The following is a 22107-nucleotide window of genomic DNA, read 5'->3' on the forward strand; positions in this document are numbered from 1 at the left end:
ACGCAGCTGATGAGATGGCAAACGGATCGCATCACACCTGTCGCAACGGCACGCATGCTCGCCGCACGGTGCGCATGGCGATGCCTCGGCGTTCTGCTCGCCACCAATGTGTGCGTGAACGTGGGCCTGGCCGGCGTTCTCAGCCAGGCCGATTTGAAGAAGGTCGAGGATCTCCGGCCGATGTTCGCGGGCCTGATGGGCGATCTGGTCCAGACCGCGAAGCGGTCCGACATCACCGCCGTCGATGCAGATTGCGTCAAGTCCACGATGCAGAACCTTGTCGAGATTTCGCAAGAGCTGTCCAGTTACGAGTATCTGATCACGATCGAGAAGGAGCTGACCAACGTCGGCGAAAACGACCCGACCCGCGATGTGGTGAGATTTGCCATCGATCAGTCGACCAGTATCCTTGCAAGCCAGCGTAAGAAGATTGCGCAGCTTCCCGATCAATGTACGAGATCCGCGCTGGCGCTGACCAAGTCCCAACAGGCGCTTCAAGTCGTGGACACGACGGCCGGGATTCTTGGTTCTATTCGCTCCCGGCTTTGAGCCGCCCGACCGCCGCGCGCGACGACGGAATGGAGACCGCCGATGGCGGTGACGGCTGACAGGCGTGTCGCATAGGGTCGGACCTTGCCGGATCGTGAGCTGAAAGAGGTCATCCGATCGGACGATGCGCTGCGAATTATTGACTGGCCTGTCCGGCGAAATATTCCATGACAGGCTCAATTGCGCGGTGACCGTCGTCACACTGGGCGGACGCACATCCTTCAATTGAATATCCCGGGCCGAAGGCCCGGGATGCGCAAGTTGAACAGCTGTGGACCAGGATGGCCGTCAGGACATTCTGCGCGGCACGGTCGGACCCGGGCCGGGGCCCGTCGGGGGATGCGTAATCACCTTGATGATGGCTTCCGCGACTTTCAGCCCATCGTGCTTGAGCCAGTCCCAGGCCGAGGACGCTTCGTGCTTGATCCAGCCCCACAGTCCGCCACCAGCGACCGAGTCGAGTTCTTCAAGCGACAGTTCGCAACTTGCAAGGTCGTTGTTCTCAGGAACGCTCATCGTCGTGTCTCCCGTTGACGCTGCGAGTCCATCCCGCAACCACGGGCAACATGTCGGCGCGCGGCCGGAGCTGCTGTGATCCCGGTCACCCGGTCGTCATGGGCGGTGTCTTGTCGCTGCGATCCGAAAGATCTCACGGGGCTATTGTGGCGGCAGGGTCATTCGTCTGTCTGGTTGCCGAAAATATGTCCCACAGCGCGATGAACATGGCCGCGATGACAGGGCCGATGACGAAGCCGTTCAGACCGAACGCTTCGATCCCGCCAAGGGTGGAAAAGAACACCACATAATCGGGCATCTTGGTGTCCTGGCCGACGAGCATCGGCCGCAGGAAATTGTCCACCAGGCCAATGACGAAGGCGCCATAGGCGATCAGGACGATTCCCTGCCAGGTGGCGCCGGTTGCGAGAAGATAGATTGCCACCGGCATCCAGACCAAGCCGGATCCTATCGCCGGAAGCAGAGAGAGGAAGGCCATCAAGACGGCCCAAAGCAGTGAGGCGTTGATGCCCAGGAACCAGAACATCACGCCGCCGAGAGCACCTTGCAGAAGCGCGATGAGCAGGTTTCCCTTCACCGTCGCGCGGATGACAATGGTGAACTTGAGCAGGAGAGCATTCAGTTGTTCGGAGCGCAGCGGTATTGCACTTCGCACCCGCTTCGACAGGGTGGTGTGGTCCCGAAACAGGAAGAACAGCAAGTACAGCATCGCAAAGAGGTCGACAAAGAATCCGAACGTGCTTTGGCCGATGTCGAGCGCCTGCGCGGCAATGAACTGGCTTCCCTTCAAGAGGGCAGCGGAGAGTTTCTCCTGGACCCCGCCCAGGCTTGCGAGGCCGAAGCGGTCGAGCAGACCGGTGACCCACAGGGGAAGCGCGTCGAGAACCTGTTGAAACGACCGCACCAGATCCAGTTCGCCGGCCTGAATGCGCCCATAGACGGCGGATGCCTCCCGGGCCAGCGCGGCGCCGACCAACACCAATGGCAGAATGACCATCGTCACAATGATCATTACCGTTGCGGTCGCAGCCAAGCCTCGCCTCTGCTGCAGGGCGTCCGACAGTCTCCGGTAAAGCGGTGCAAATACGATCGCCGCGACGACGCCCCAGAGAATCGCACCGTAGAATGGCCAGAGGATCCAGCCGAAGGCCACGGAGACAGCGGCGACCAAGGCAAGGAAAACTCTGTCTTCGAAGGTGCTCATATCGGCTTCCCGCTGTACCAAGTGTATGACACTAAGGCCGCTTTTGCGGCGATCTCAAGAGGAGGGACGCTCGGCACGAGACTGGTAGCACTTAAGCGCTGGTTTGCGCCGGATCGCAACGGTGGCTGATTTCCGTGGAACGGGTCCCGGTTGGCGGCCGGGACAGGCAGATGCCCCATGAGACGACTGGACGCGCTGGATTGCGCTGGATCAACCCGCGCAGCACGCGCGATGCCACAAGCGGGGCACCGCTGCATTGGCGCTTCTGAGCGTGACATCGTCCAAGCTGCCAACGACCGCTGCAGAACCCAGGGCGACTATCTCGCTGAGGAGAACTTTGAATGTCTGCCCTTCCTGCGCCAGCACAAGAGGCCTCACCACGCCTTGTCCGGGCGCTGACACTGCCACACGCGGTTCTGTACGGGATGGGCGTCACCATCGGAGCCGGCATCTACGTTCTCGTCGGCATTGCTGCCGGACGCAGTGGCATGCACGCGCCTCTTGCCTTCGTTGGCGCAGCCCTCGTCATGGCCTTTAGCGCGGCATCATTTGCGGAATTGGGTACGCGCATGCCGGTGAGCGCCAGCGAGGCGGCTTATGTACAGGCTGCATTCAAGCGCGACTGGCTCAGTTTGGCCGTCGGGCTTCTCGTGGTCGCGACCGCATCGGTATCGGCCGCCACGATCAGCGTTGGCAGTTCAGGTTATATTGCGGTCTTTGTCTCTGCACCGGCGTCCTGGATCATTGGTGCGGTTGTCCTGGCGATGGGCGGCCTGGCATGCCTCGCTACTGTCCAATCGGTCACTTTCGCGGGTGCCATGACGCTTGTCGAAGTCGGCGGCCTGGTGCTGATCATTGTTGCCGGCCTCGGCCACGGCACCGACGTTGTCACCCGCCTTCCAGAGCTCTGGCCTTCGGTCGGTGATGCCGCAGCCTGGACCGGAATCGCCGGGACATCACTCATCGCGGTGTTTGCCTTCATCGGGTTCGAGCATGTCGTCAACGTTGCAGAAGAGCTGAAGGATCCCAGTCGGACCCTGCCGCGCGCGCTGTTCCTGACCCTGGGTCTGACCGCCCTCATCTACGCCATGGTCGTATGGATCGCCGTGACGGCAGTGCCTCCACAGGAACTCTCGCAGTCCTCAGCGCCCCTTGCTCTCGTCTTCGAACGTCTCACCGGCATGCCGCTCATCACCATGAGCGCAATTGCCGTGGTGGCGACACTCAACGGCATCATTGTCCATATGATCATGATTGGCCGGGTGATCTACGGTCTTGCCGACCAGGGCAACCTGCCGAGGGTCCTCGCAAGACTGAACCCGGTCACGCACACGCCTCTTCTGGCGACCGCGATTGGCGTCGCGGCTATTTTATCGCTCGCGCTGGCGGTTCCTCTTGCTGGCCTTGCGGATCTGACGGCGCGCTTCACGCTCGTGGTCTTCGCCACCATCAATCTCGCGCTCATCAAGATCAAAAGCGGCAACAACGTGCCGCCGCTGGGTACATTCATCTGCCCGCGCTGGGTGCCGTTCGCGGGCCTGATCTCCAGTCTTCTGCTTCTTGCGCTTGATCTCATCATTCGATGATGCCATCGAAGGGCCTGGTCCAGCGTGTCGCAGAGCTGTGCAGCCAGCCAGATCGGTTTTGCACGCAATTTCAGCGGGAGGGGAGCTCCTGGCTGGGGCGGGAGGGATCGAACCTCCGAATGGCGGAATCAAAATCCGCTGCCTTACCGCTTGGCTACGCCCCAACAGGCGACGAACGGAACGGGGCGGAAGAACCGGCACCCGCGGATTCCCTTCAGTCGCAGCCGGTCTATAGGGAGCGGCGCGGCATTTCAACCGCCCGGAGGGGCAAAATACCACCGGGCGGGGCCGACTCCCGCCACACTCTATTATAGTCCCGGCCCTGGCCCGTTCCCGCCCATTGAGACCTCCGCCGTTTCATGGGAATACGGCGCCAATATCCGTCCCCGGGAGTGAGTCATGACCTACCGCGCGCCGATCTCTGACATGCTGCTGTCGCTCAACCATGGTGCCGGCCTCAAGGCCGCCGTGGAGGCCGGCCATTACGGCGATTTCGACGCCGACATCGCGGCCGCCGTGCTGGAGGAAGCCGGCAAGTTCGCAACCGACGTCCTGGCCCCGCTCAACAAGGTCGGCGACCAGCACGGTATCAAGCTCGATGCCGGCAAGGTCACGACCGCGCCGGGCTGGCCCGATGCCTACAAGCGCTGGACCGAGGGCGGCTGGAACGCGGTGTCGGGCCCGGAGGATTTCGGCGGTCAGGGCCTGCCGATCGCGATCAACGCCGCCTGCACCGAGATCTGGAGCGCCGCCAACGTCGCCTTCGGTCTCTGCCCGCTGCTGACGGCCTCGGCGATCGAGGCGCTCGATGCACATGGCAGCGACGAACTGAAGAAGATCTATCTCGAAAAGCTCGTCTCCGGCGAATGGACCGGCACGATGCAGCTGACCGAGCCGCAGGCCGGCTCCGACGTCGGCGCGCTGCGCACCCGCGCCGACAAGCAGGCCGACGGCACCTATCGCCTCAAGGGGACGAAGATCTTCATCACCTATGGCGAGCACGACATGACCGACAACATCGTGCATTTCGTGCTGGCGCGCCTGCCCGACGCGCCCGCCGGCACCAAGGGGATATCACTGTTCCTGGTGCCGAAGTTCATGGTCAATGCCGACGGCTCGCTGGGGCAGCGCAACGACATCTTCGCCAGCGGCGTCGAGCACAAGCTCGGCATGCATGCCTCGCCGACCTGCACCATGACCATGGGCGATCATGGCGGCGCGATCGGCTTTCTGATCGGCGAAGAGAACCAGGGCATGCGCTGCATGTTCACGATGATGAACCAGGCCCGGCTCGGCGTCGGCCTCGAAGGCGTCGGCGTCGCCGATCGAGCCTATCAACAGGCGCTGTCCTATGCGCAGGAGCGCAAGCAGGGCCGCGCGATCGGCAAGAAGAGCGACGGCTCGGATGCGATCTTCGTGCATCCCGACGTCAAGCGCATGCTGATGCGGATGCGGGCGCAGACCGCGGCCGCGCGTACCATCTGTTATGCGACCGCGGTTGCGCTCGACGTCTCGACCCGCGCCAAGGATCCGAAGGTGAGGGCTGACGCCGCCGCGCGCGCGGCGCTGCTGACGCCGATGGCCAAGGGCTATTCCACCGATATCGGCAACGAGGTCGCCTATCTCGGCGTACAGGTGCATGGCGGCATGGGCTTCATCGAGGAAACGGGCGCCGCGCAGCACTACCGCGATGCGCGCATCACCGCGATCTACGAGGGCACCAACGGCATCCAGGCGATCGACCTCGTCACGCGCAAGCTGGCGGCCAATGGCGGCGCATCGGTGTGGGCGCTGCTCGACGAGCTCTCGGCCACCGTCAAACAGGTCGAGGCCTCCAACGATCCCGCCTTCGGCACCACGGGGACAAAGCTGCGCGAGGCGCTCGAGGCCCTGACGCGCACCAGCAAATGGCTGCTGGAGCGCGTTGCGTCCGCACCGAACGACGCGCTCGCCGGCGCGACGCCGTATCTGCAGCAGTTCGGCGCGACGCTCGGCGGCTGCATGCTGGCCTCCGAGGCGCTCGCGGCGAAGGCCGAGGGCAACGCGGACGCGGCGCGCTACGTCTCGCTCGCGCGATTCTTCGCCGAGAACATCACGGTGCAGGCCGGCGCGCTGGAGCGTACCGTGACGGAGAGCGCGGAGTCGGTCGCGGCGGCGGATGCGGTGTTGCTGGGGTGAGCCGCCGAATGTGTCCCGGACGCGCTGCAACGCGTAGCGTTGCTGCGCAGAGCCGTGACCCACTCCAAAGTGGCGGTCGCGGCGACATGGGCCCCGGCTCTGCAGCGCACCGCTGAAGTAGCGCTGCGCTGCGTCCGGGGCACGAGGACGCATAATCCATCCGGACTACAACGCGGCGAGCTTCGTCCTTGCTCCCGGCCGCCACAGCACGATCCCCGCAGCCACGAGATCGAGCGCCACGCACATCGCGAACGCCATCGTGTAGCTGCCGGTGAAACTCCGCACGAGGCCGACGATGCCGGGGCCGAAGGCGCTGACGATGCCGCTGATCGACGTGCCCAATCCCATCGCCGCGGCGAAGGCGGCGGAACCGATCTCGCGCTGGATGATCAAGGGCGGGAACGTGATCATGTTGCCGATCGAAAAGCCGTAGACGGCACAGCACACCAGCAGCACGCAGGACTCGTGCTTTGGAGAAGCACGAACAGCGCCGCCGCCTGGCTCGTCATCGACGCCGCGCAGGCCAGCCGCGGATCCAGCCTGTCGACGAACAGGCCGAGCGACAGGCGGCCGACCACCGCCATCGCCGCCATGATGGTGACGGCAAGGCCAGCGCTGGCACGCCCGATCAGCGGCTCCAGAAATGTCACCTGGTGGATGATGAATCCCATCTGCGCCAGCAGCGCGATCGCGATCGGCAACACCATGGTCCAGAACGCGGCGCTGGCGAGCAGCGTCTTGCGGGAATGAGCCGGTGCGGCCGCGGCCCCACCGGAGCGCCCGCCCGTTGTCCGCAAGCTCTCGGCCGGCCAACCGATGAAGCCAACCACCACCGGCAGCACCAGCACCACCATCACGATCGTAGCCACCAGCATGGCCGAGCGGAAGCCGATGCTGCCGGTCAGCGACAGCAGCAGCGGAACGAGGACGATGCCGCCGCAGGTCGCGCCGTTGAAGGCGAGGCTCAGCGCGAGCCCGCGGCGCCGTTCGAACCAGGAGTTCAGCACGGTCGCTATCACCACGGTCCCCATGCCGGTCCAGCCGACTGACATCAGCGCATAGGCCAAATAGAGCTGCCAGGGCGTCTGCATCAGCGCCAGCAGCACGTTCGAAGCGCCGAGCGCCGCCAGGCCGCACAGGATCAACGACCGCAGCCCGATGCGGGCCAGCAGATCGTCGGTGAAGATGACGAGGACGGCGGTGAGCAGAAACGAGAAGGTGCTGGCCGCGGAGACCAGCGTGCCCGGCCAGCCATGGGCGCGCTGAAGCTCGGCGAGATAGACCCCCTGCCCGTAGAGGCCGAAGCCGAACATGAAGAAGGCCATCAGAAAGCAGGCCAGCACGACCCGCCAGCCGCGGTAGTGCAGCGAGGATTCGTCAACGTCCGTTGCGGCAATCATCGATCGAGCAATCGGCCAAAGGAAACGGCATCGGGCAATCGTGCCCCACAACCACCGGTTTTTCAAATGAAACATTGTAGCCATTTGTTGCAATGCGTAATTGCATGTGGAAATGGTGCGGCCGGCGGGATCCAAAGCGGTGGTTCCCAGGCGTCATGCGCCGGGGCCGTCCCCGAAAAGGTCGCGTGGGCGGATTGGCACGTCTGCAAGATCATGTAGGCTGACGCTTGCGGGACTCGCCAAATGCTTGGCGTCGCGGCGACCGCAGGGGGCTACATGCCGAACGGCAACATCATCGTCACCGAGGAGCGGGGAACGCGCGTCATCACCCTGCGCCGCCCGGGCAAGAAGAACGCGATCACGCAGGACATGTATCGCGAGATGAGCCGCGCGATCGACACCGCGCAGAACAATCCCGATATCCGCTGCATGATCGTCACCGGCGGCTCCGGAGTGTTCACTGCCGGTGACGACATCGACGATTTTCTCAAGGCCGACGCCTCGCGCCCGGAGACCCTGTCGGACGGCGCGAAATTCCTCTATTCGCTGGCCCTCAACGTCAAGCCGATCATTGCCGCCGTGGACGGCGCGTCGATCGGCATCGGCACGGTGATGCTGTTCCACTGCGACTACGTGCTCGCCTCGAACGCCGCGACCTTCTCCGCGCCCTATATCCATCTCGGGCTCGTACCGGTCGGCGCCGCCAGCCTCCTGATGCCGAACACGATGGGGTATCAGCGCGCCTTTGCGATGCTGGTGATGGGGCGGACCTTCACCGCGGCGGAGGCGCATCATGCCGGCTTCGTCAACACCGTGGTCTCGCCGGGACATACCGAAGTCGAGGCGCGCAAGGTGGCGCGCGAGATCTGCCGGCTGCCCGCCGAGGCGGTCGCGACCTCGCGCAAATTGCTGCGCGCCCCGCCCGAAGAGCTCACCCGCCGCATCGACCAGGAAGCCCATCTGTTCGGCGAACGGCTGAAATCGGATGACGCGATTGCCGCGTTCAACGCGTTCGCGAGCCGGAAGAAGCGGTAGGGGTCGGCACCCGGCCGACCGCCGTCATTCCGGGCTTGCGACGTCGTCGCGCCCCGGAATGACGGCGAGAACTTTCGTGAAATCTTCGCCTGGAACGACTAATCTGGTTCCATGCGATACGCCTTTCAATCGATCCTTGCCGCACTCGCGCTGACCTCCGCCCTCCCCGCCTTGGCCCAGACCGCCGCGCCCGTGGAGCTGCGCATGCTCGCGATCAACGATTTCCACGGCAATCTGCGGCCGCCGCCCGGCGGCATCCGCATCAATGATCCCGAGGACAAGACCGGGAAGGTGATGGTGGCCGCCGGCGGCGCCGAATACATGGCGACGCTGGTGAAACAGCTGCGCGAGGGGCACAAGAACACGATCTTTGTCGCCGCCGGCGATTTGATCGGCGCGAGCCCGTTCCTGTCGGCAATGTTTCACGACGAGCCGTCGATCGAGTCGCTGTCGATGATGGGGCTTGCGATCACCTCCGTCGGCAATCACGAATTCGACGAAGGCAAGACCGAGCTGTTGAGGATGCAGAACGGCGGCTGCCATCCCGTCGACGGCTGCCAGGGACCGCGTCCGTTCACGGGCGCCAAATTCCATTATCTCGCCGCCTCCACCGTGGAGACCGCGACCGGCAAGAGCGTGCTGCCGCCCTATGAGATCAGGGAGTTCGAGGGCATCCCCGTCGCCTTCATCGGACTGACCTTGAAGGAGACCGCGGGCATCGTCTCGCCATCCGGCATCGCCGGGCTCGAATTCCGCGACGAAGCCGAGACGGTGAACGCACTCGTGCCGCAGTTGAAGGCGCGCGGCGTCGAGGCGATCGTGGTGCTGATCCACCAAGGCGGCGAGCCCTCGGGCGACTACAATGAATGCCCTGCTATCACGGGCCCGATCGTCGATATCGTCAAGAAATTCGACCGCGCCGTCGACGTCGTCGTCAGCGGCCATACCCACCGCGCCTATATCTGCAATATCGACGGGCGGCTCGTCACCAGCGGCGACAAATACGGCACGCTGGTGACCGCGATCGACCTCACGCTCGATCCGGCAACGCGCGACATCATCAAAGCCAGGGCCGAGAACGTCATCGTCGCCAATGCCTCGCTGGCCAAGGATCCCGAGCAGACTGCATTGATCGACGCCTATGACAAGCTCTCGGCACCCATCGCCAACCGCCCGGCGGGATCGGTAACGCAGACGCTGTCGCGCGTTCCGAACGAGGCCGGCGAGAGCGCGCTCGGCGACGTCATCGCCGACGCGCAACTCGCCGCGACCAGGGCGGCTCAGGATGGCAGCGCTGTCATCGCGCTCACCAATCCCGGCGGCATCCGCACCGACATCGTCCCGAAGGAGAACGGCGCGGTGTCGTTCGGCGAGTTGTTCGCGAGCCAGCCGTTCCGCAACCGCCTCGTCACCATGACGCTGACCGGCAGCCAGCTCAAGGACATGCTGGAGCAGCAATGGCTCGATCCGAAGCGCCCGCGAATCCTCCAGGTCTCGAACGGATTCAGCTATACTTGGGACGCAACAAAGCCGTTCGGTGAGCGCGTCATGATCGAAAAGATGACGCTGAAAGGCCGGCCCATCGAGCCTGGAAGCGGCTACCGCATCACCCTCAACGATTACCTCGCCGTCGGCGGCGACGGCTTCACCGTCGCCAAACAGGGGACGGCGGCGCAATATGGCAGCTACGATGCGGATGCCCTGTTCGCGTTCTTCAGGGCGCACGGGCCGATCGGGCCGTTGCCGCTGAGCCGCATCCTGCGCGTGAATTGATCCGGATCAAACGGACCGGAACGGGACCACCCTTTGCCATTCTCGGCCGAACGCCTAGATTGGGTTTTGCATTGCGTTTTGGCGCCGGATGCGCCAAGCGACGTCGAGAGCCCGTATCCCGTGAGGCCGACCTGATGAGCACGCTTCTCCTCTCCCACAAGGCCTGCCTCGACCACGACACGCCCCCGGGTCATCCTGAAAGGCCCGACCGCCTGCGCGCGGTGGAGGAAGCGCTGTCCCACGAGCGCTTCCAGTTCCTGGTGCGCGACCAGGCGCCGGAAGGCGATCTCGATCTCGTCACGCTCTGCCACAACGAGCATTACGTCACCGAGCTGCGCCACATGGCGCCGACCAGCGGCCTGATCTATATCGACGGCGACACCTCGATGTCGCCAGGCACGTGGGAAGCGGTGATGCGCGGCGTCGGCGGCGCGGTGGCCGCAACCGAAGCCGTGATGAATGGCGAGCACCGCAACGCCTTCGTCGCCGTGCGCCCGCCCGGACATCATGCCGAGATCGGCAAGCCGATGGGCTTCTGCTTCTTCGACAATGTCGCGATCGCCGCGCGCCACGCCCAGCGCAAATACGGGATCACGCGCGCGGCCATCGTCGATTTCGACGTGCATCACGGCAACGGCACGCAGGACATCTTCTGGTCGGACCCGACCGTGATGTATTGCTCGACGCACCAGATGCCTCTGTTTCCGGGCACCGGCGCGAAGGGCGAGCGCGGCGACCACGACACCATCGTCAACGCGCCGCTCGCCTCCGAAGACGGCGGCCCCGAATTCCGCTCCGCATTCGAGAATCTGATCCTGCCGCAACTGACGAAGTTCAGCCCGGAGCTGATCATCATCTCCGCCGGCTTCGACGCGCATTACCGCGATCCGCTGGCCTCGCTGAACCTGCGCGCGGAGGATTACACCTGGGTCACGCGCAAGCTGATGGACCTCGCCGACAAGACCGCAGGCAGCCGCATTGTTTCGGTGCTCGAGGGCGGCTATGACCTGCAAGGACTGAAAGAATCTGTTACGGCGCATGTCGGCGCCCTGATGGGCGCTTGACGCACCCGCCACATTAAGCCCGCAAAACTCGGCTTCTCTTCAGGTGAAGCGAATCGGGCAATCGGAAACGGATATGGCCGAAAATACCCAAGTCGACGTCTCCAGGCTCACCTTCGAGCGCGCGATCGAGGAGCTCGAAACGATCGTGAAGCGGCTCGAGGACGGCAAGGTGCCGCTCGAGGAATCCGTGACGATCTACGAGCGCGGCGAGGCGCTGAAGCGCCGCTGTGAGGAGCTGCTGCGCCAGGCGGAAGCGCGCGTCGACAAGATCACCACCGATGCCAGCGGCCAGGCCACCGGCACCGCGCCGCTCGACGTGCAGTAACGACCTCCACCGAGCCGCCCATTTCGAGCGGTGGCCGTCAGCTTTTTTTCATGATTGCACGGGTTCCGCCGGCGAAACCCCGTGGGGGCTTAGGTCTGACGCGGTCACGATTGGTGTCGCCAGGCATTCCCGCTCTCTGAATCCGTCCAAAAGAGCCTCGATCTCGCCCAAAACCTGCGAAGGAACCGGGCAAAGCCGGAACCTCCCGCAAGGCGCCCCAGTTAACCAACCTGGTCCGCGGGTTGCACGTGCATGCCGGTAGTCAGCCCAGTGGGTTGGCTTTGGCCCAAGCTTTGGTGTAAAGCTGCGCGGAGTGTGGCTTTTTGCAAGCCTTGCGTGGGCACCGATTACCGACGACAAGCGCTTCAAACTGCTGATGAAATTGGCTGGGACGGACGAAGCCGATCTAAGTGACAGGGATCACAGAGACTGAACCGGAGCGCACTTAAGCTCACCTAAGCTTGAAGACGGGGCTTTGCCCCATGCAGGTGGCTCCGACGGTTTTAGGACTCGCGCTGCGCCGATATTGTGCAAACCCATCGCGCACCGGAACGACCTTCCGGCGCTGACAAATTGGAAATCGCCGTGAACGCATACAGTAAGACGCCGCTTCTCGACACCATCCGGACGCCGGACGACCTGCGCAAGCTCAACGTCGAGCAGGTTCGCCAGGTCGCCGACGAGCTCCGGCAGGAGACGATCGATGCCGTCTCGGTGACCGGCGGTCACTTCGGCGCGGGTCTCGGCGTGGTCGAGCTCACCACCGCAATCCATTATGTCTTCGACACGCCACGCGACCGGCTGATCTGGGACGTCGGCCATCAGGCCTATCCGCACAAGATCCTCACCGGCCGGCGCGACCGCATCCGCACGCTGCGTACCGGCGGCGGCCTGTCCGGCTTCACCAAGCGCAGCGAGAGCGATTACGATCCGTTCGGCGCCGCGCATTCCTCGACCTCGATCTCCGCCGGCCTCGGCATGGCGGTCGCACGCGACCTCGCCGGCGGCAACAACAACGTCATCGCAGTGATCGGTGACGGCGCGATGTCGGCCGGCATGGCTTACGAGGCCATGAACAATGCGGGCGCGATGAATTCGCGCCTGATCGTCATCCTCAACGACAACGACATGTCGATCGCACCGCCGGTCGGTGCCATGAGCGCCTATCTGTCGCGCCTCTACTCCGGCAAGACCTATCGCACGCTGCGAGAGGCGGCCAAGCAGATCAACCAGCGGCTGCCCAAGGTCATCGCCAACCGCGCCAACCGCGTCGAGGAATATTCGCGCGGCTTCATGATGGACGGCGGCACGCTGTTCGAGGAGCTCGGCTTCTACTACGTCGGCCCGATCGACGGCCATAACCTCGACCATCTGCTGCCCGTGCTGAAGAACGTGCGCGACATGGAGACTGGCCCGATCCTGGTTCACGTCGTCACGCAGAAGGGCAAGGGCTACGGCCCGGCGGAAGCGTCCGCCGACAAGTACCACGCCGTGGTCAAGTTCGACGTCGCGACCGGCACCCAGGCCAAGTCCAAGCCGAACGCGCCGGCCTACCAGAACGTGTTCGGCCAGAGCCTCGTCAAGGAAGCCGAGAAGGACGACAAGATCGTCGCCATCACCGCGGCGATGCCGTCGGGCACCGGCGTCGACATCTTCAACAAGGCGTTCCCGGACCGCACTTTCGACGTCGGCATCGCCGAGCAGCACGCTGTGACGTTCGCCGCCGGTCTTGCGACCGAAGGCTACAAGCCGTTCTGCGCGATCTACTCGACCTTCCTGCAGCGTGGCTACGACCAGATCGTGCATGACGTCGCGATCCAGAACCTGCCCGTGCGCTTCGCCATCGACCGCGCCGGCCTCGTCGGCGCTGACGGCGCGACGCATGCCGGCTCGTTCGACAACGCCTATCTCGGCTGCCTGCCGAACATGGTGATCATGGCCGCGGCCGACGAGGCCGAGCTCGTGCACATGGTGGCGACCCAGGTCGCGATCAACGACCGTCCGAGCTCGCTGCGCTATCCGCGTGGTGAAGGCCGCGGCATCGAGATGCCCGACGTCGGCGTTCCCCTCGAGATCGGCAAGGGCCGCGTGATCCGCCAGGGCAACAAGATCGCCCTGCTCTCCTTCGGCACGCGTCTGGCCGAATGCGAGAAGGCGGCCGACGAGCTCGCCGCTCATGGGCTCTCCACCACGATCGCCGATGCGCGCTTCATGAAGCCGCTCGACACCGAACTGGTGCTCAAGCTGGCCCGCGACCACGACGTCCTGATCACGATCGAGGAAGGCTCGGTCGGAGGTTTCGGCTCGCATGTCGCACAGTACCTGACCGATCAGGGCGCGCTCGACACCGGCATGGTGCGCTTCCGCTCCATGGTGCTGCCCGACGTGTTCCAGGACCACGACACCCCGGCCGCGATGTACGGCCGCGCCGGCCTCGACGCCAAGGGCATCGTCGCCAAGGTGTTCGAGGCGCTTGGCAAGGACGTCAAGGCCGAGACGGTCAAGCTGGCTTGAGGTTTAGCTTCACCTCTCCCGCTTGCGGGAGAGGTCGGATCGCGAAGCGATCCGGGTGAGGGCTTTCTCCTCTTTCGGGGGTTCTCGATTGCGGAGACACCCTCTCCCCGACCCTCCCCCGCTGGCGGGGGAGGGAGCAGAGCACATGCCGTGGCTCGCACCTCGATCCAAATTTTCTCGGTTCTCTTCCCATGAAAATCTATCTGGCAGGCCCCGACGTGTTCCTGCCGGATGCGGTTGAGATCGGCCGGCGCAAGGTCGATATCTGCGCGGCTTACGGCCTCACCGGCCTCTATCCGCTCGACAACATCGTCGATCTCACCGCCCCCGATGCCTCGCGGCAGATCTTTTGCGGCAACGAGGCGATGATGGACCAGGCCGACGCCATCATCGCCAATCTCACCCCGTTCCGCGGCGCCGGGGCCGATCCCGGCACCGTCTACGAACTCGGCTACATGGCCGGCCGCCGCAAGTTCTGCCTCGCCTACTCCAACGACGGCGCCGTCTATGCCGACCGCGTCGGCCGTTTCCTGACCGTCACCTCCGAGGGCGGGCGGCTGGTCGATCCGCACGGGCTGACGGTCGAGGATTTCGGCCACTCCGACAATCTCATGATGATCCATGCGCTGGAGCTGCACGGCTACCCGCTGGTGACGCCCGCGGAAATGCCTGCCGACGTCTGGCACGATCTTGCTGCATTCGAGGCTTGCGTCCGGATGGCAGCCGCGCGATTGATCGCATCCTGAGCACTCGTTCTCTGTCGGAGACCCGATGTCCCCTGCCCGCAAGCGTGCGGATGTCTTGCTGGTCGAGCGCGGCTTGTTCGAGAGCCGTGCGCGGGCGCGCGCGGCGATCGAGGCCGGCCTCGTCACCGCAAACGACAAGCAGGTCGCAAAACCGTCGGAGACGATCGCGGAGGACGCGGTGATCCAGGCCGAGCCCGCGCACCCCTATGTCTCGCGCGGCGGCGTCAAGCTCGCCGGCGCGCTGGAGCGCTATCCGATCGAGATCGAGGACCATGTCTGTCTCGACGTCGGCGCCTCCACCGGCGGCTTCACCGAGGTACTGCTGGCGAACGGCGCGAGCCTGGTGTTCGCAGTCGATGTCGGCACCAGCCAGCTGCATCCCTCGCTACGCGGTCATCCCAGGATCGTGTCGATGGAGGAGACCGACATCCGCAGCTATGACGGCAAGCGGCTGCCGGCACGGCCCGATGTCGTCGTCATCGACGTCAGCTTCATCTCGCTGAAAACCGTGCTGCCGGTGGCGCTGTCGCTGGCGGCCGCGCCGATGAGCCTGCTGGCGCTGATCAAGCCGCAATTCGAGGCCGACCGGAAACACAACAAGAAGGGCATCATCCGCGACGCCGCCGTGCACCAGGAGATCTGCGACGACATCGCGGCCTTTGCCGTTTCGCTCGGTTGCTCCGACATCGAGGTGTTTCCCTCCCCGATCACGGGCGGCGACGGCAACATCGAGTTCTTCCTGGGCGCCCGCCGTGGTTGAGCGCCTGACCATCGATCACGTCGGCCACCGCGGCGATGGCGTCTGCCTCGCCGCGGGCGAAGCGGTCTACGTGCCCTATACGCTCGGCGGCGAGACCGTCGAGGTCGATCATGTCCTCGGCAACCACCCCGACCGCCGCAAGCTGCTGGCGGTCGATATCGCGAGCCCTGAGCGCATCGCGCCGTTCTGTCCGCATTTCGGCGTCTGCGGCGGCTGCGCGATCCAGCACTGGGCGGCCGAGCCATACCGCGCCTGGAAGCGCGGCATCGTGGTCGAGACGCTGGCGCAGGCCGGCATCGCTTGCGAGGTGGCGCCGCTGGTCGATGCCCATGGCGCGGGGCGCAGGCGCGTCACGCTGCACGGGCGGTTCGGCACGCATAGCGTCCTCAAGGTCGGCTTCTCCGCGACGAGCTCGCACGACGTCATTCCGATCGACCGCTGCCCCATTCTCGACCCGGCGCTCAACGGCGCGCTCGAGGCCGCCTGGGCAATTGCCGAACCGCTGACGTCCAGAATGCCGGTGACGAAGCCGCTGGACATCCAGGTCACCGCCACCGCCAACGGCCTCGATGTCGACGTGCGCGGCTCCGGCCCGCTGCCGACCCCGCTGGTCACGGCGCTGTCGCGCGTCGCCGAACAACATCGGCTGGCGCGGCTGACCCGGCACGGCGAGCTGGTGCTGCAACGCCTGCCGCCAACGGTGAAGATGGGCCGCGCCGAGGTGACGCTGCCGCCGGGCTCGTTCCTGCAGGCGACCATCGCCGGCGAAGAAACGCTGGCCGCGCTCGTCGCAGAGCGCGTGGGCAAGGCCAAGGAGGTTCTCGACCTCTTCTGCGGCGTCGGGCCGTTTGCGCTAAGGCTCGCCGAGAAGGCCCGCGTCACCGCTTATGACAATGACGCCGGCGCGATCGACGCGCTCGCGAAAGCCGCACGCACGCCCGGGCTGAAGCCGGTCAAGGCCGAGCCGCGCGACCTGTTCCGCCGCCCGCTGGTGCCGCCGGAGCTGCGCGACTTCGACGCCGTGGTGTTCGACCCGCCGCGCCAGGGCGCACAGGCGCAGGCGCTGAAGCTCGCCGCGAGCAAGGTGCCCGTGGTGATCGCGGTGTCCTGCAACGTCGCGACGTTTTCCCGCGACGCGCGGCTGCTGATCGATGGCGGCTACAGGATCGACACGGTCGTGCCGGTCGACCAGTTCCGCCACACGCCGCATGTGGAGCTGGTGGCGAAGTTCACGCGGTAAGGCCGTCAACGTCCGTGTCACCAACCTTGATTCCGGTCAATCGCCTCGATGCCCGTCGGCGCTACAAGCGTCATGTGCAATGTGGAGTGGACGTCTGTGGTTGACCGACGGCAGTTCATCACGACGGCGCTCGGATTGTGCGCGACCGCTTTCAGCGGTCTGCCTGCCCCTGCGGCCACGATGACCTATGATGAGGCGGTGAGCACGTCACGGGCCCCGCTACAGGCCGCGCCGAGGGATCGCGAGCTGGTGCGCTTTGCGACGCTGGCGGCCAACAGCCACAACACCCAGCCGTGGATTTTCACCGCCCGCGGCAACGAAATCGCGATTGCCCCCGACTTCGCGCGGCGCTGTCCGACCGTCGATCCTGACGATCATCACCTCTTCGTCAGCCTCGGCTGCGCCGCGGAAAACCTCATTCTCGCTGCGTCGATATTGGGCTGGCGTGCCCATCCCACAATCGACGGCGACCGGATCGTGATCGCACTCGAGGAGGCGCCGCCGGCAACCTCCGCGCTGGCCGACGCGATCCCCGTCAGGCAAAGCACCCGCGCGGTTTTCGACGGCAGGACAGTTGCGCCCGACATCTTGCGCCAGCTCGAGAACGCCTGCCGCGAACCTGACGTCACGGCGATCCTGATGACCGAACGTACCGCAATCTCCAACGTCACCAACTATGTGATCGAGGGAAATTCAGCACAAATGCGCGACAAGGCCTTCATGCGCGAGCTCGTAAGCTGGCTTCGTTTCAACGAGACCGATGCACTCGCGACCATGGACGGGCTGTTCTCGGGTGCCTCGGGGAATCCGACCCTGCCCGCGTGGCTCGCGCGCCCGCTCCTGACGTTCGTTCTCACCGAAAGCGGGGAAAACAAGAAATATCGCGAGGAGCTCGACAGCTCTGCAGGGGTTGTCGTGCTCGCGGCCGATCGCAGCGACACATCGCACTGGATCTCGGTCGGCCGGGCCTGCCAGCGTTTTGGCTTGCAGGCGACTGCGCTCGGCCTCAAATATTCCTTCGTCAACCAACCGGTCGAGGTGGCGGCACTGCGGCCGCAATTCGCGACCTCGCTCGGACTGGGCGACCGACGCCCCGATATCGTGATGCGCTTCGGCACCGGCCCGACACTGCCGAAATCGCTGCGGCGTCCCCCGGAACTGGTGATGCCGCGCTAGCGACGCAAGCCGCTCAACGCCGGCGACTCGCCGGGCAGCATGTTCGATCTGATATCGCTGTCCATGCGGCCCGCGTCCTGCTGCATGAAACCGGCGCCAAAAGACAGGCTGAGATTAGACGTCGGCTTGAATTCGACACCCGCAAACGCACCGTAGCCGGGCGAAACGCCGGAGGTGAGTGGCGCAAGCGAGCTGCCGATGCCGCCGTTGTATTTCAGCGTGTCGAAGCCGGCAAAGAATGTGACGGGCATGCCGCCCGCCGTCTTGGTGTTGTAGCCGAACTGCGTGCTGTCATAAGAGAGCGCGCTGAAATTGCCGCCCGAGGCAGGCTGGCCGAGACCGCTCAGACCAAGATTGCCGCGCTCGCTTCCGACAAAGAAGCCGGGACGAAAACCGTAGCCTTCGTTGCCAGCATTGAAGCCCGGAAAGTTGCCGTAGCTGTCGGAACTCTGACCGGCACCGCCGCCAAAGCCGAAACCTCCACCCGGGATCCAATACCTCAGGGGCGCAACTTGCGCATGAACCGGCGCTCCGCTGAGCAAGAGCACGGTGAACAGAAACGCAAGGGCGCGTGACGAAGCGAGGTTCAACATTCCGATGACCGTGAAACAGCTGGCTGATTATACCCTCGGGACCACACCAAGGCCAGAGGAGCGATGCCGGGGACCGCTTGGTCAGCCTCGCTGAAGTTCAGGCCGTCCTGTCCACCGACGACGACGAATCCGCCGGCGGATATTTCGTCACGGGCACCGAGAAGGACTTGGTCCCGACCTGGTAGATGATCGTACCGTTCTGTCCGTCCTTGGTCGAAATTTGCGACTGCCCGAACATGATGACGTTGTTGTAGACGATGCCGGTGCCCTGACGGGTGATGCCGTCGGTGGTGACGCTGACCTGCGCTTCCTTGCCGTTGACGGCGAGGACCTTGAAGCTCGCACTCTTGCCGTTGTCGCTGGAATACCCGCCCCAGCTTCCCATCAAGCGGTTGTCGGAAGCCGGCGGCGCCTGCTTCTCGAGATTGGCGGTTTGCTTGCCAGCGCCCGCGGAAGACAGGAGCACCAGGCTCTTGCCGTCCTTGGTGCCGACTGTGATCGTGCCGAAGGTGATAAGCGCGCCGCTGACCTGGCCAAAACCGCGCTCGGTGTGCCCGTTATGGGTGTACTCGACCTGCGCCCGGGCGCCGCGGATATTGACCACCTTGAAGCCGACGGCCTGGTTGTTGCCCGCCCAATTCCCCTTCCATTCACCGAGCAATCTGCTCTGGTGATATACCCGCTCATTGGCGGGCGAAATCTGGCTGGTGCTCTGCGTGACGATGGCCATCGGATTGCTCAGCGGACGAGTCTGACAATCCCGTTTCGGTCGCTCGCCGGTCAGCAATGACAAGACACCGACTGGAAACAATCAGACACAGTCCAATTAGGCCCGGCACTCGTTAACGAGCGGTTAACTTCAACGTCCGGCCAGACGAGGCAAAACGCCCCATTTGCAGCAGCGCCGTCAGCGTCCCCAGCGATCCGACCAGATCTTCTCGCCGATCATGCAGTTGACGCGCGGTTCCTTGTCGGCGACGCGCACCACGGGACGCTCGGGCGTGCGGCCTGCAACCTCCATCAGCAGCTTGGTGCGGATCGCTTCCTTGAACTTGTCGCGGTCCTTGATCGAGATGACGAAGGAGCCTGGGCCGCCGATGACGCAGTCCTCGTAGTAGTAGTCGAGATTGTCGATATCCATGGTCGAATAGGACGGCTCCTTGACCATGATCGGCAGGCCGTTGATGACGATGCCCTTCTCGAGTGCCGCGTCGCGCGCCGCCGTGACCGGCCCGCCATTGTTGTTGGGACCGTCACCGGAAATGTCGATGACGCGGCGCAGGCCGCGATAGGGATCCTCGTCGAACAGCGGCATCGCGAAATTGATCGCGCCGGAGATCGAGGTCCGCGAGGCGCGACGGATCGGCGTCTTCATGATCTCGGCGGCGACCGCATCCGCGGTCTCGGGTCCGTCCACCAGCCGCCAAGGGATGATGATCTTCTGGTCGCTCGAGGCGGCCCATTCGAAGTAGGTCACCGCGATCCGGCCGTTCGGGCCGAGCTTCAACGCCTGGAGGAATTCCTTCGACTGGATCGCCTGCGCGTAGCCCTCGCGCTGGATCGCGAGCTCGTCCATGTCCATGGAGTATGAGACGTCGACCGCGAGGATCAGTTCGACATCGACCGTCTGCGCGTCCCTGTCGGCCGCCAGCCGCTGCGGTCGATGCTTGAGCGGGTCGGCTTTGGATGGTTCAAATTTGGGCCCTGGTGCCGCGATGCCCGCGACGTCCCCTCCGGCGAGAACGCCGGCCACCAGCACAACCCCGATCGAGAACAGCATGCGCATCGCAGTCTCCCGTCGTATGACGCGATGGTGACATGCAATCGCCTTGCCGCAAAGTGCGAAGATCGATCGCGCTTCACATTCAGGTCAGCAATTGAGGCGTCTTGCGCAAAGCGGCCGTCGTCTCGCCGCTTTCGCGCCACCGGGCCTCGCGCGATCATCTGCGGCATCCTTCGCAAGTGTCTCCCGCATCGAGATGCAAAACGACGACTCATGGGACGGAGCTTTCCCGCCCATTTGTCCGGCGCAATTTCCATGCTAGGCTGGACGCACAGATGGGGATGGAGTCCCCCGATAACCGCCCGACGGCCCGTGACCGTACTGGGCTGATGACTCCTGCTCGAGGCGAGGCAATCTTTGAGCCTCTGCCTTTGGCGGGAGCATGGACAAGCCCGCCGATGGCGGGTTTTTTGTTGCCTGACAGCGAAGGCCGGGGACAAGGGCGAGGACGTGACGACGACACCGAATACTGCGCGCGCCGCACTGCCCAGAGGGATCTGGGTGCTCGGCTTCGTCTCGATGCTGATGGACATCTCCTCCGAGATGATCCACGCGCTGCTGCCGGTCTATCTCGTCACCGTGCTCGGGGCCTCCACGCTCACCGTCGGCTTCATCGAAGGTTTCGCCGAGGCGACGGCCTCGATCACGAAGATCTTCTCCGGCGCGCTGTCGGACTGGCTCGGCCGCCGCAAGCTGCTCGCCGCGCTCGGCTACGGCCTTGCCGCCTTTACAAAGCCGCTGTTCCCGCTCGCCCCCAGTGTCGGATGGCTGGTGGCGGCACGCTTTGTCGACCGCGTCGGCAAGGGCATTCGCGGTGCGCCGCGCGATGCGCTGATCGCCGATATCGCGCCTGCCGGCGTGCGCGGCGCGAGCTTTGGCCTGCGGCAATCGCTCGACACCATCGGCGCCTTCGTCGGGCCGCTCGCGGCGATCGGCCTGATGTGGTGGACCGCGGACAATTTTGCCGCGGTGTTCTGGGTGGCGGTGCTGCCGGCATTTCTGTCCTTCGGATTGATCGCGTTCGCGGTGAGCGAGCCGGAACCGGACCCGAGCCGGGAGCCTGCGAAGAATCCGCTCAATCTCGCCGCGATGCGGCAGCTTGGAACGGTCTACTGGCGCGTCGTGGCGATCGGAATCGTCTTCACGCTGGCGCGCTTCAGCGAGGCCTTCCTGATCCTGCGCGCCCAGAACATCGGGCTCAACGCGATGTGGGTGCCGGCGGTGCTGGTGCTGATGAACATCACCTACGCGCTGTCCGCCTACCCGGCCGGCGTGCTGTCGGACCGCATCAACCGCACCGGCCTGCTCGCGGTCGGCCTCGTTTGTCTCGCCGGCGCCGATCTCGCGCTCGCGTTGCTGCCTACCCTGCCGGGCCTCGCGCTCGGCGTGGTGCTGTGGGGGCTGCACATGGGATTGACGCAAGGCCTGCTCTCGGCCCTCGTCGCCGACGCAGCGCCGCCGAGCCTGCGCGGCACGGCATTCGGCTATTTCAACCTGTTCACCGGCCTCGCTTTGCTGGCCGCAAGCGTAATCGCCGGAGCGCTTTGGGATGCCTATGGCCCTGCCGTGACCTTCTTCGCCGGGCTCGGCTTCGCGCTGGTCTCGCTGGTGGGGCTGCTCGCCGTCGGCAACGGGCTGACAGCGGAGAAGAAATGATCGTACACG

18 protein-coding genes, 1 tRNA gene, 1 pseudogene and 1 riboswitch are annotated in these 22107 nt (G+C 64.7%); of the genes and pseudogenes, 13 read left to right on the plus strand and 7 right to left on the minus strand.

From position 1 onward, the window contains the following. Positions 1 to 9 precede the first annotated feature (9 nt). Positions 10 to 549, plus strand: a complete 540-nt coding sequence (locus FNV92_RS26500) for a hypothetical protein (RefSeq protein ID WP_015687779.1) — start codon at positions 10 to 12, stop codon at positions 547 to 549. Between the two features lie 288 nt (positions 550 to 837). Here the strand turns inward: FNV92_RS26500 and FNV92_RS26505 are convergent, their stop codons facing one another. Together FNV92_RS26505 and FNV92_RS26510 are read right to left on the minus strand one after the other, a co-directional pair. Next, the gene (locus FNV92_RS26505; RefSeq protein ID WP_143843897.1) at positions 838 to 1065 is read right to left on the minus strand and encodes a hypothetical protein; all 228 of its coding nucleotides are present in this window, start codon (positions 1063 to 1065) and stop codon (positions 838 to 840) included. 133 nt (positions 1066 to 1198) lie between these two features. Then, positions 1199 to 2269: an AI-2E family transporter gene (locus FNV92_RS26510; protein ID WP_143843896.1), complete on the minus strand. Its 1071-nt coding sequence runs from the start codon at positions 2267 to 2269 to the stop codon at positions 1199 to 1201. Between the two features lie 341 nt (positions 2270 to 2610). On the opposite strand from FNV92_RS26510, the gene FNV92_RS26515 reads away from it, so the two are divergent. Beyond that, on the plus strand, positions 2611 to 3855 hold the full coding sequence (locus FNV92_RS26515) for an APC family permease (RefSeq protein ID WP_143843895.1): 1245 nt from the start codon (positions 2611 to 2613) through the stop codon (positions 3853 to 3855). 89 nt (positions 3856 to 3944) lie between these two features. On the opposite strand, the gene FNV92_RS26520 is transcribed toward FNV92_RS26515, so the two are convergent. Next, positions 3945 to 4019 (minus strand) — tRNA-Gln (locus tag FNV92_RS26520). Positions 4020 to 4254: 235 nt separating this feature from the next. Here FNV92_RS26520 and FNV92_RS26525 point away from each other — a divergent pair. After that, positions 4255 to 6033 (plus strand): acyl-CoA dehydrogenase, encoded by a 1779-nt coding sequence (locus tag FNV92_RS26525; RefSeq protein ID WP_143843894.1) that lies wholly within the window; start codon positions 4255 to 4257, stop codon positions 6031 to 6033. Positions 6034 to 6198: 165 nt separating this feature from the next. Here the strand turns inward: FNV92_RS26525 and FNV92_RS26530 are convergent. Beyond that, a pseudogene (locus FNV92_RS26530) lies at positions 6199 to 7433 on the minus strand (MFS transporter). A 276-nt stretch (positions 7434 to 7709) separates the two neighbouring features. Between FNV92_RS26530 and FNV92_RS26535 the strand changes: the two are divergent. The 9 genes from FNV92_RS26535 (at position 7710) to FNV92_RS26575 (ending at position 18066) form a co-directional block, all read left to right on the plus strand. Then, positions 7710 to 8468 (plus strand): enoyl-CoA hydratase-related protein, encoded by a 759-nt coding sequence (locus FNV92_RS26535; RefSeq protein ID WP_143846206.1) that lies wholly within the window; start codon positions 7710 to 7712, stop codon positions 8466 to 8468. A gap of 111 nt (positions 8469 to 8579) precedes the next feature. Continuing rightward, the gene (locus tag FNV92_RS26540; RefSeq protein WP_143843893.1) at positions 8580 to 10241 is read left to right on the plus strand and encodes a bifunctional metallophosphatase/5'-nucleotidase; all 1662 of its coding nucleotides are present in this window, start codon (positions 8580 to 8582) and stop codon (positions 10239 to 10241) included. A 134-nt stretch (positions 10242 to 10375) separates the two neighbouring features. Then, positions 10376 to 11305, plus strand: a complete 930-nt coding sequence (locus tag FNV92_RS26545; protein WP_015687787.1) for a histone deacetylase family protein — start codon at positions 10376 to 10378, stop codon at positions 11303 to 11305. Positions 11306 to 11378: 73 nt separating this feature from the next. Further along, entirely contained in the window at positions 11379 to 11630 is a 252-nt protein-coding gene (locus tag FNV92_RS26550; protein ID WP_008132970.1) for an exodeoxyribonuclease VII small subunit, read from the plus strand. Positions 11631 to 12215: 585 nt separating this feature from the next. Next, the gene (gene dxs / locus FNV92_RS26555; protein WP_015687788.1) at positions 12216 to 14144 is read left to right on the plus strand and encodes a 1-deoxy-D-xylulose-5-phosphate synthase; all 1929 of its coding nucleotides are present in this window, start codon (positions 12216 to 12218) and stop codon (positions 14142 to 14144) included. A gap of 191 nt (positions 14145 to 14335) precedes the next feature. Beyond that, a complete protein-coding gene (locus FNV92_RS26560; RefSeq protein ID WP_143843891.1) occupies positions 14336 to 14890 on the plus strand; it encodes a nucleoside 2-deoxyribosyltransferase in 555 nt (184 codons plus the stop codon). Positions 14891 to 14915: 25 nt separating this feature from the next. Beyond that, entirely contained in the window at positions 14916 to 15650 is a 735-nt protein-coding gene (locus tag FNV92_RS26565; protein ID WP_143843890.1) for a TlyA family RNA methyltransferase, read from the plus strand. After that, on the plus strand, positions 15643 to 16890 hold the full coding sequence (locus FNV92_RS26570; protein ID WP_143843889.1) for a class I SAM-dependent RNA methyltransferase: 1248 nt from the start codon (positions 15643 to 15645) through the stop codon (positions 16888 to 16890). Before FNV92_RS26565 ends, FNV92_RS26570 begins: the two co-directional genes overlap by 8 nt. A 96-nt stretch (positions 16891 to 16986) precedes the next feature. Next, a complete protein-coding gene (locus tag FNV92_RS26575) occupies positions 16987 to 18066 on the plus strand; it encodes an Acg family FMN-binding oxidoreductase (protein WP_244623637.1) in 1080 nt (359 codons plus the stop codon). On the opposite strand, the gene FNV92_RS26580 is transcribed toward FNV92_RS26575, so the two are convergent. The 3 genes from FNV92_RS26580 to FNV92_RS26590 form a co-directional block, all read right to left on the minus strand. Further along, entirely contained in the window at positions 18063 to 18659 is a 597-nt protein-coding gene (locus FNV92_RS26580) for a hypothetical protein (RefSeq protein WP_015687793.1), read from the minus strand. The genes FNV92_RS26575 and FNV92_RS26580 overlap by 4 nt on opposite strands. Positions 18660 to 18756: 97 nt before the next feature. Next, complete coding sequence (locus FNV92_RS26585; protein ID WP_168213555.1) at positions 18757 to 19389, minus strand: hypothetical protein; 633 nt, start codon at positions 19387 to 19389, stop codon at positions 18757 to 18759. 177 nt (positions 19390 to 19566) lie between these two features. After that, positions 19567 to 20445 (minus strand): DUF1194 domain-containing protein, encoded by an 879-nt coding sequence (locus FNV92_RS26590; protein WP_143843886.1) that lies wholly within the window; start codon positions 20443 to 20445, stop codon positions 19567 to 19569. A 265-nt stretch (positions 20446 to 20710) separates the two neighbouring features. Further along, positions 20711 to 20788, plus strand: a riboswitch (Fluoride riboswitch). 104 nt (positions 20789 to 20892) lie between these two features. Between FNV92_RS26590 and FNV92_RS26595 the strand changes: the two genes are divergently transcribed. Continuing rightward, positions 20893 to 22098, plus strand: a complete 1206-nt coding sequence (locus tag FNV92_RS26595) for an MFS transporter (protein WP_041748475.1) — start codon at positions 20893 to 20895, stop codon at positions 22096 to 22098. Positions 22099 to 22107: the final 9 nt, after the last annotated feature.

The sequence above is a fragment of the Bradyrhizobium cosmicum genome, assembly GCF_007290395.2.
In the GTDB taxonomy this organism is placed as follows: domain Bacteria; phylum Pseudomonadota; class Alphaproteobacteria; order Rhizobiales; family Xanthobacteraceae; genus Bradyrhizobium; species Bradyrhizobium cosmicum.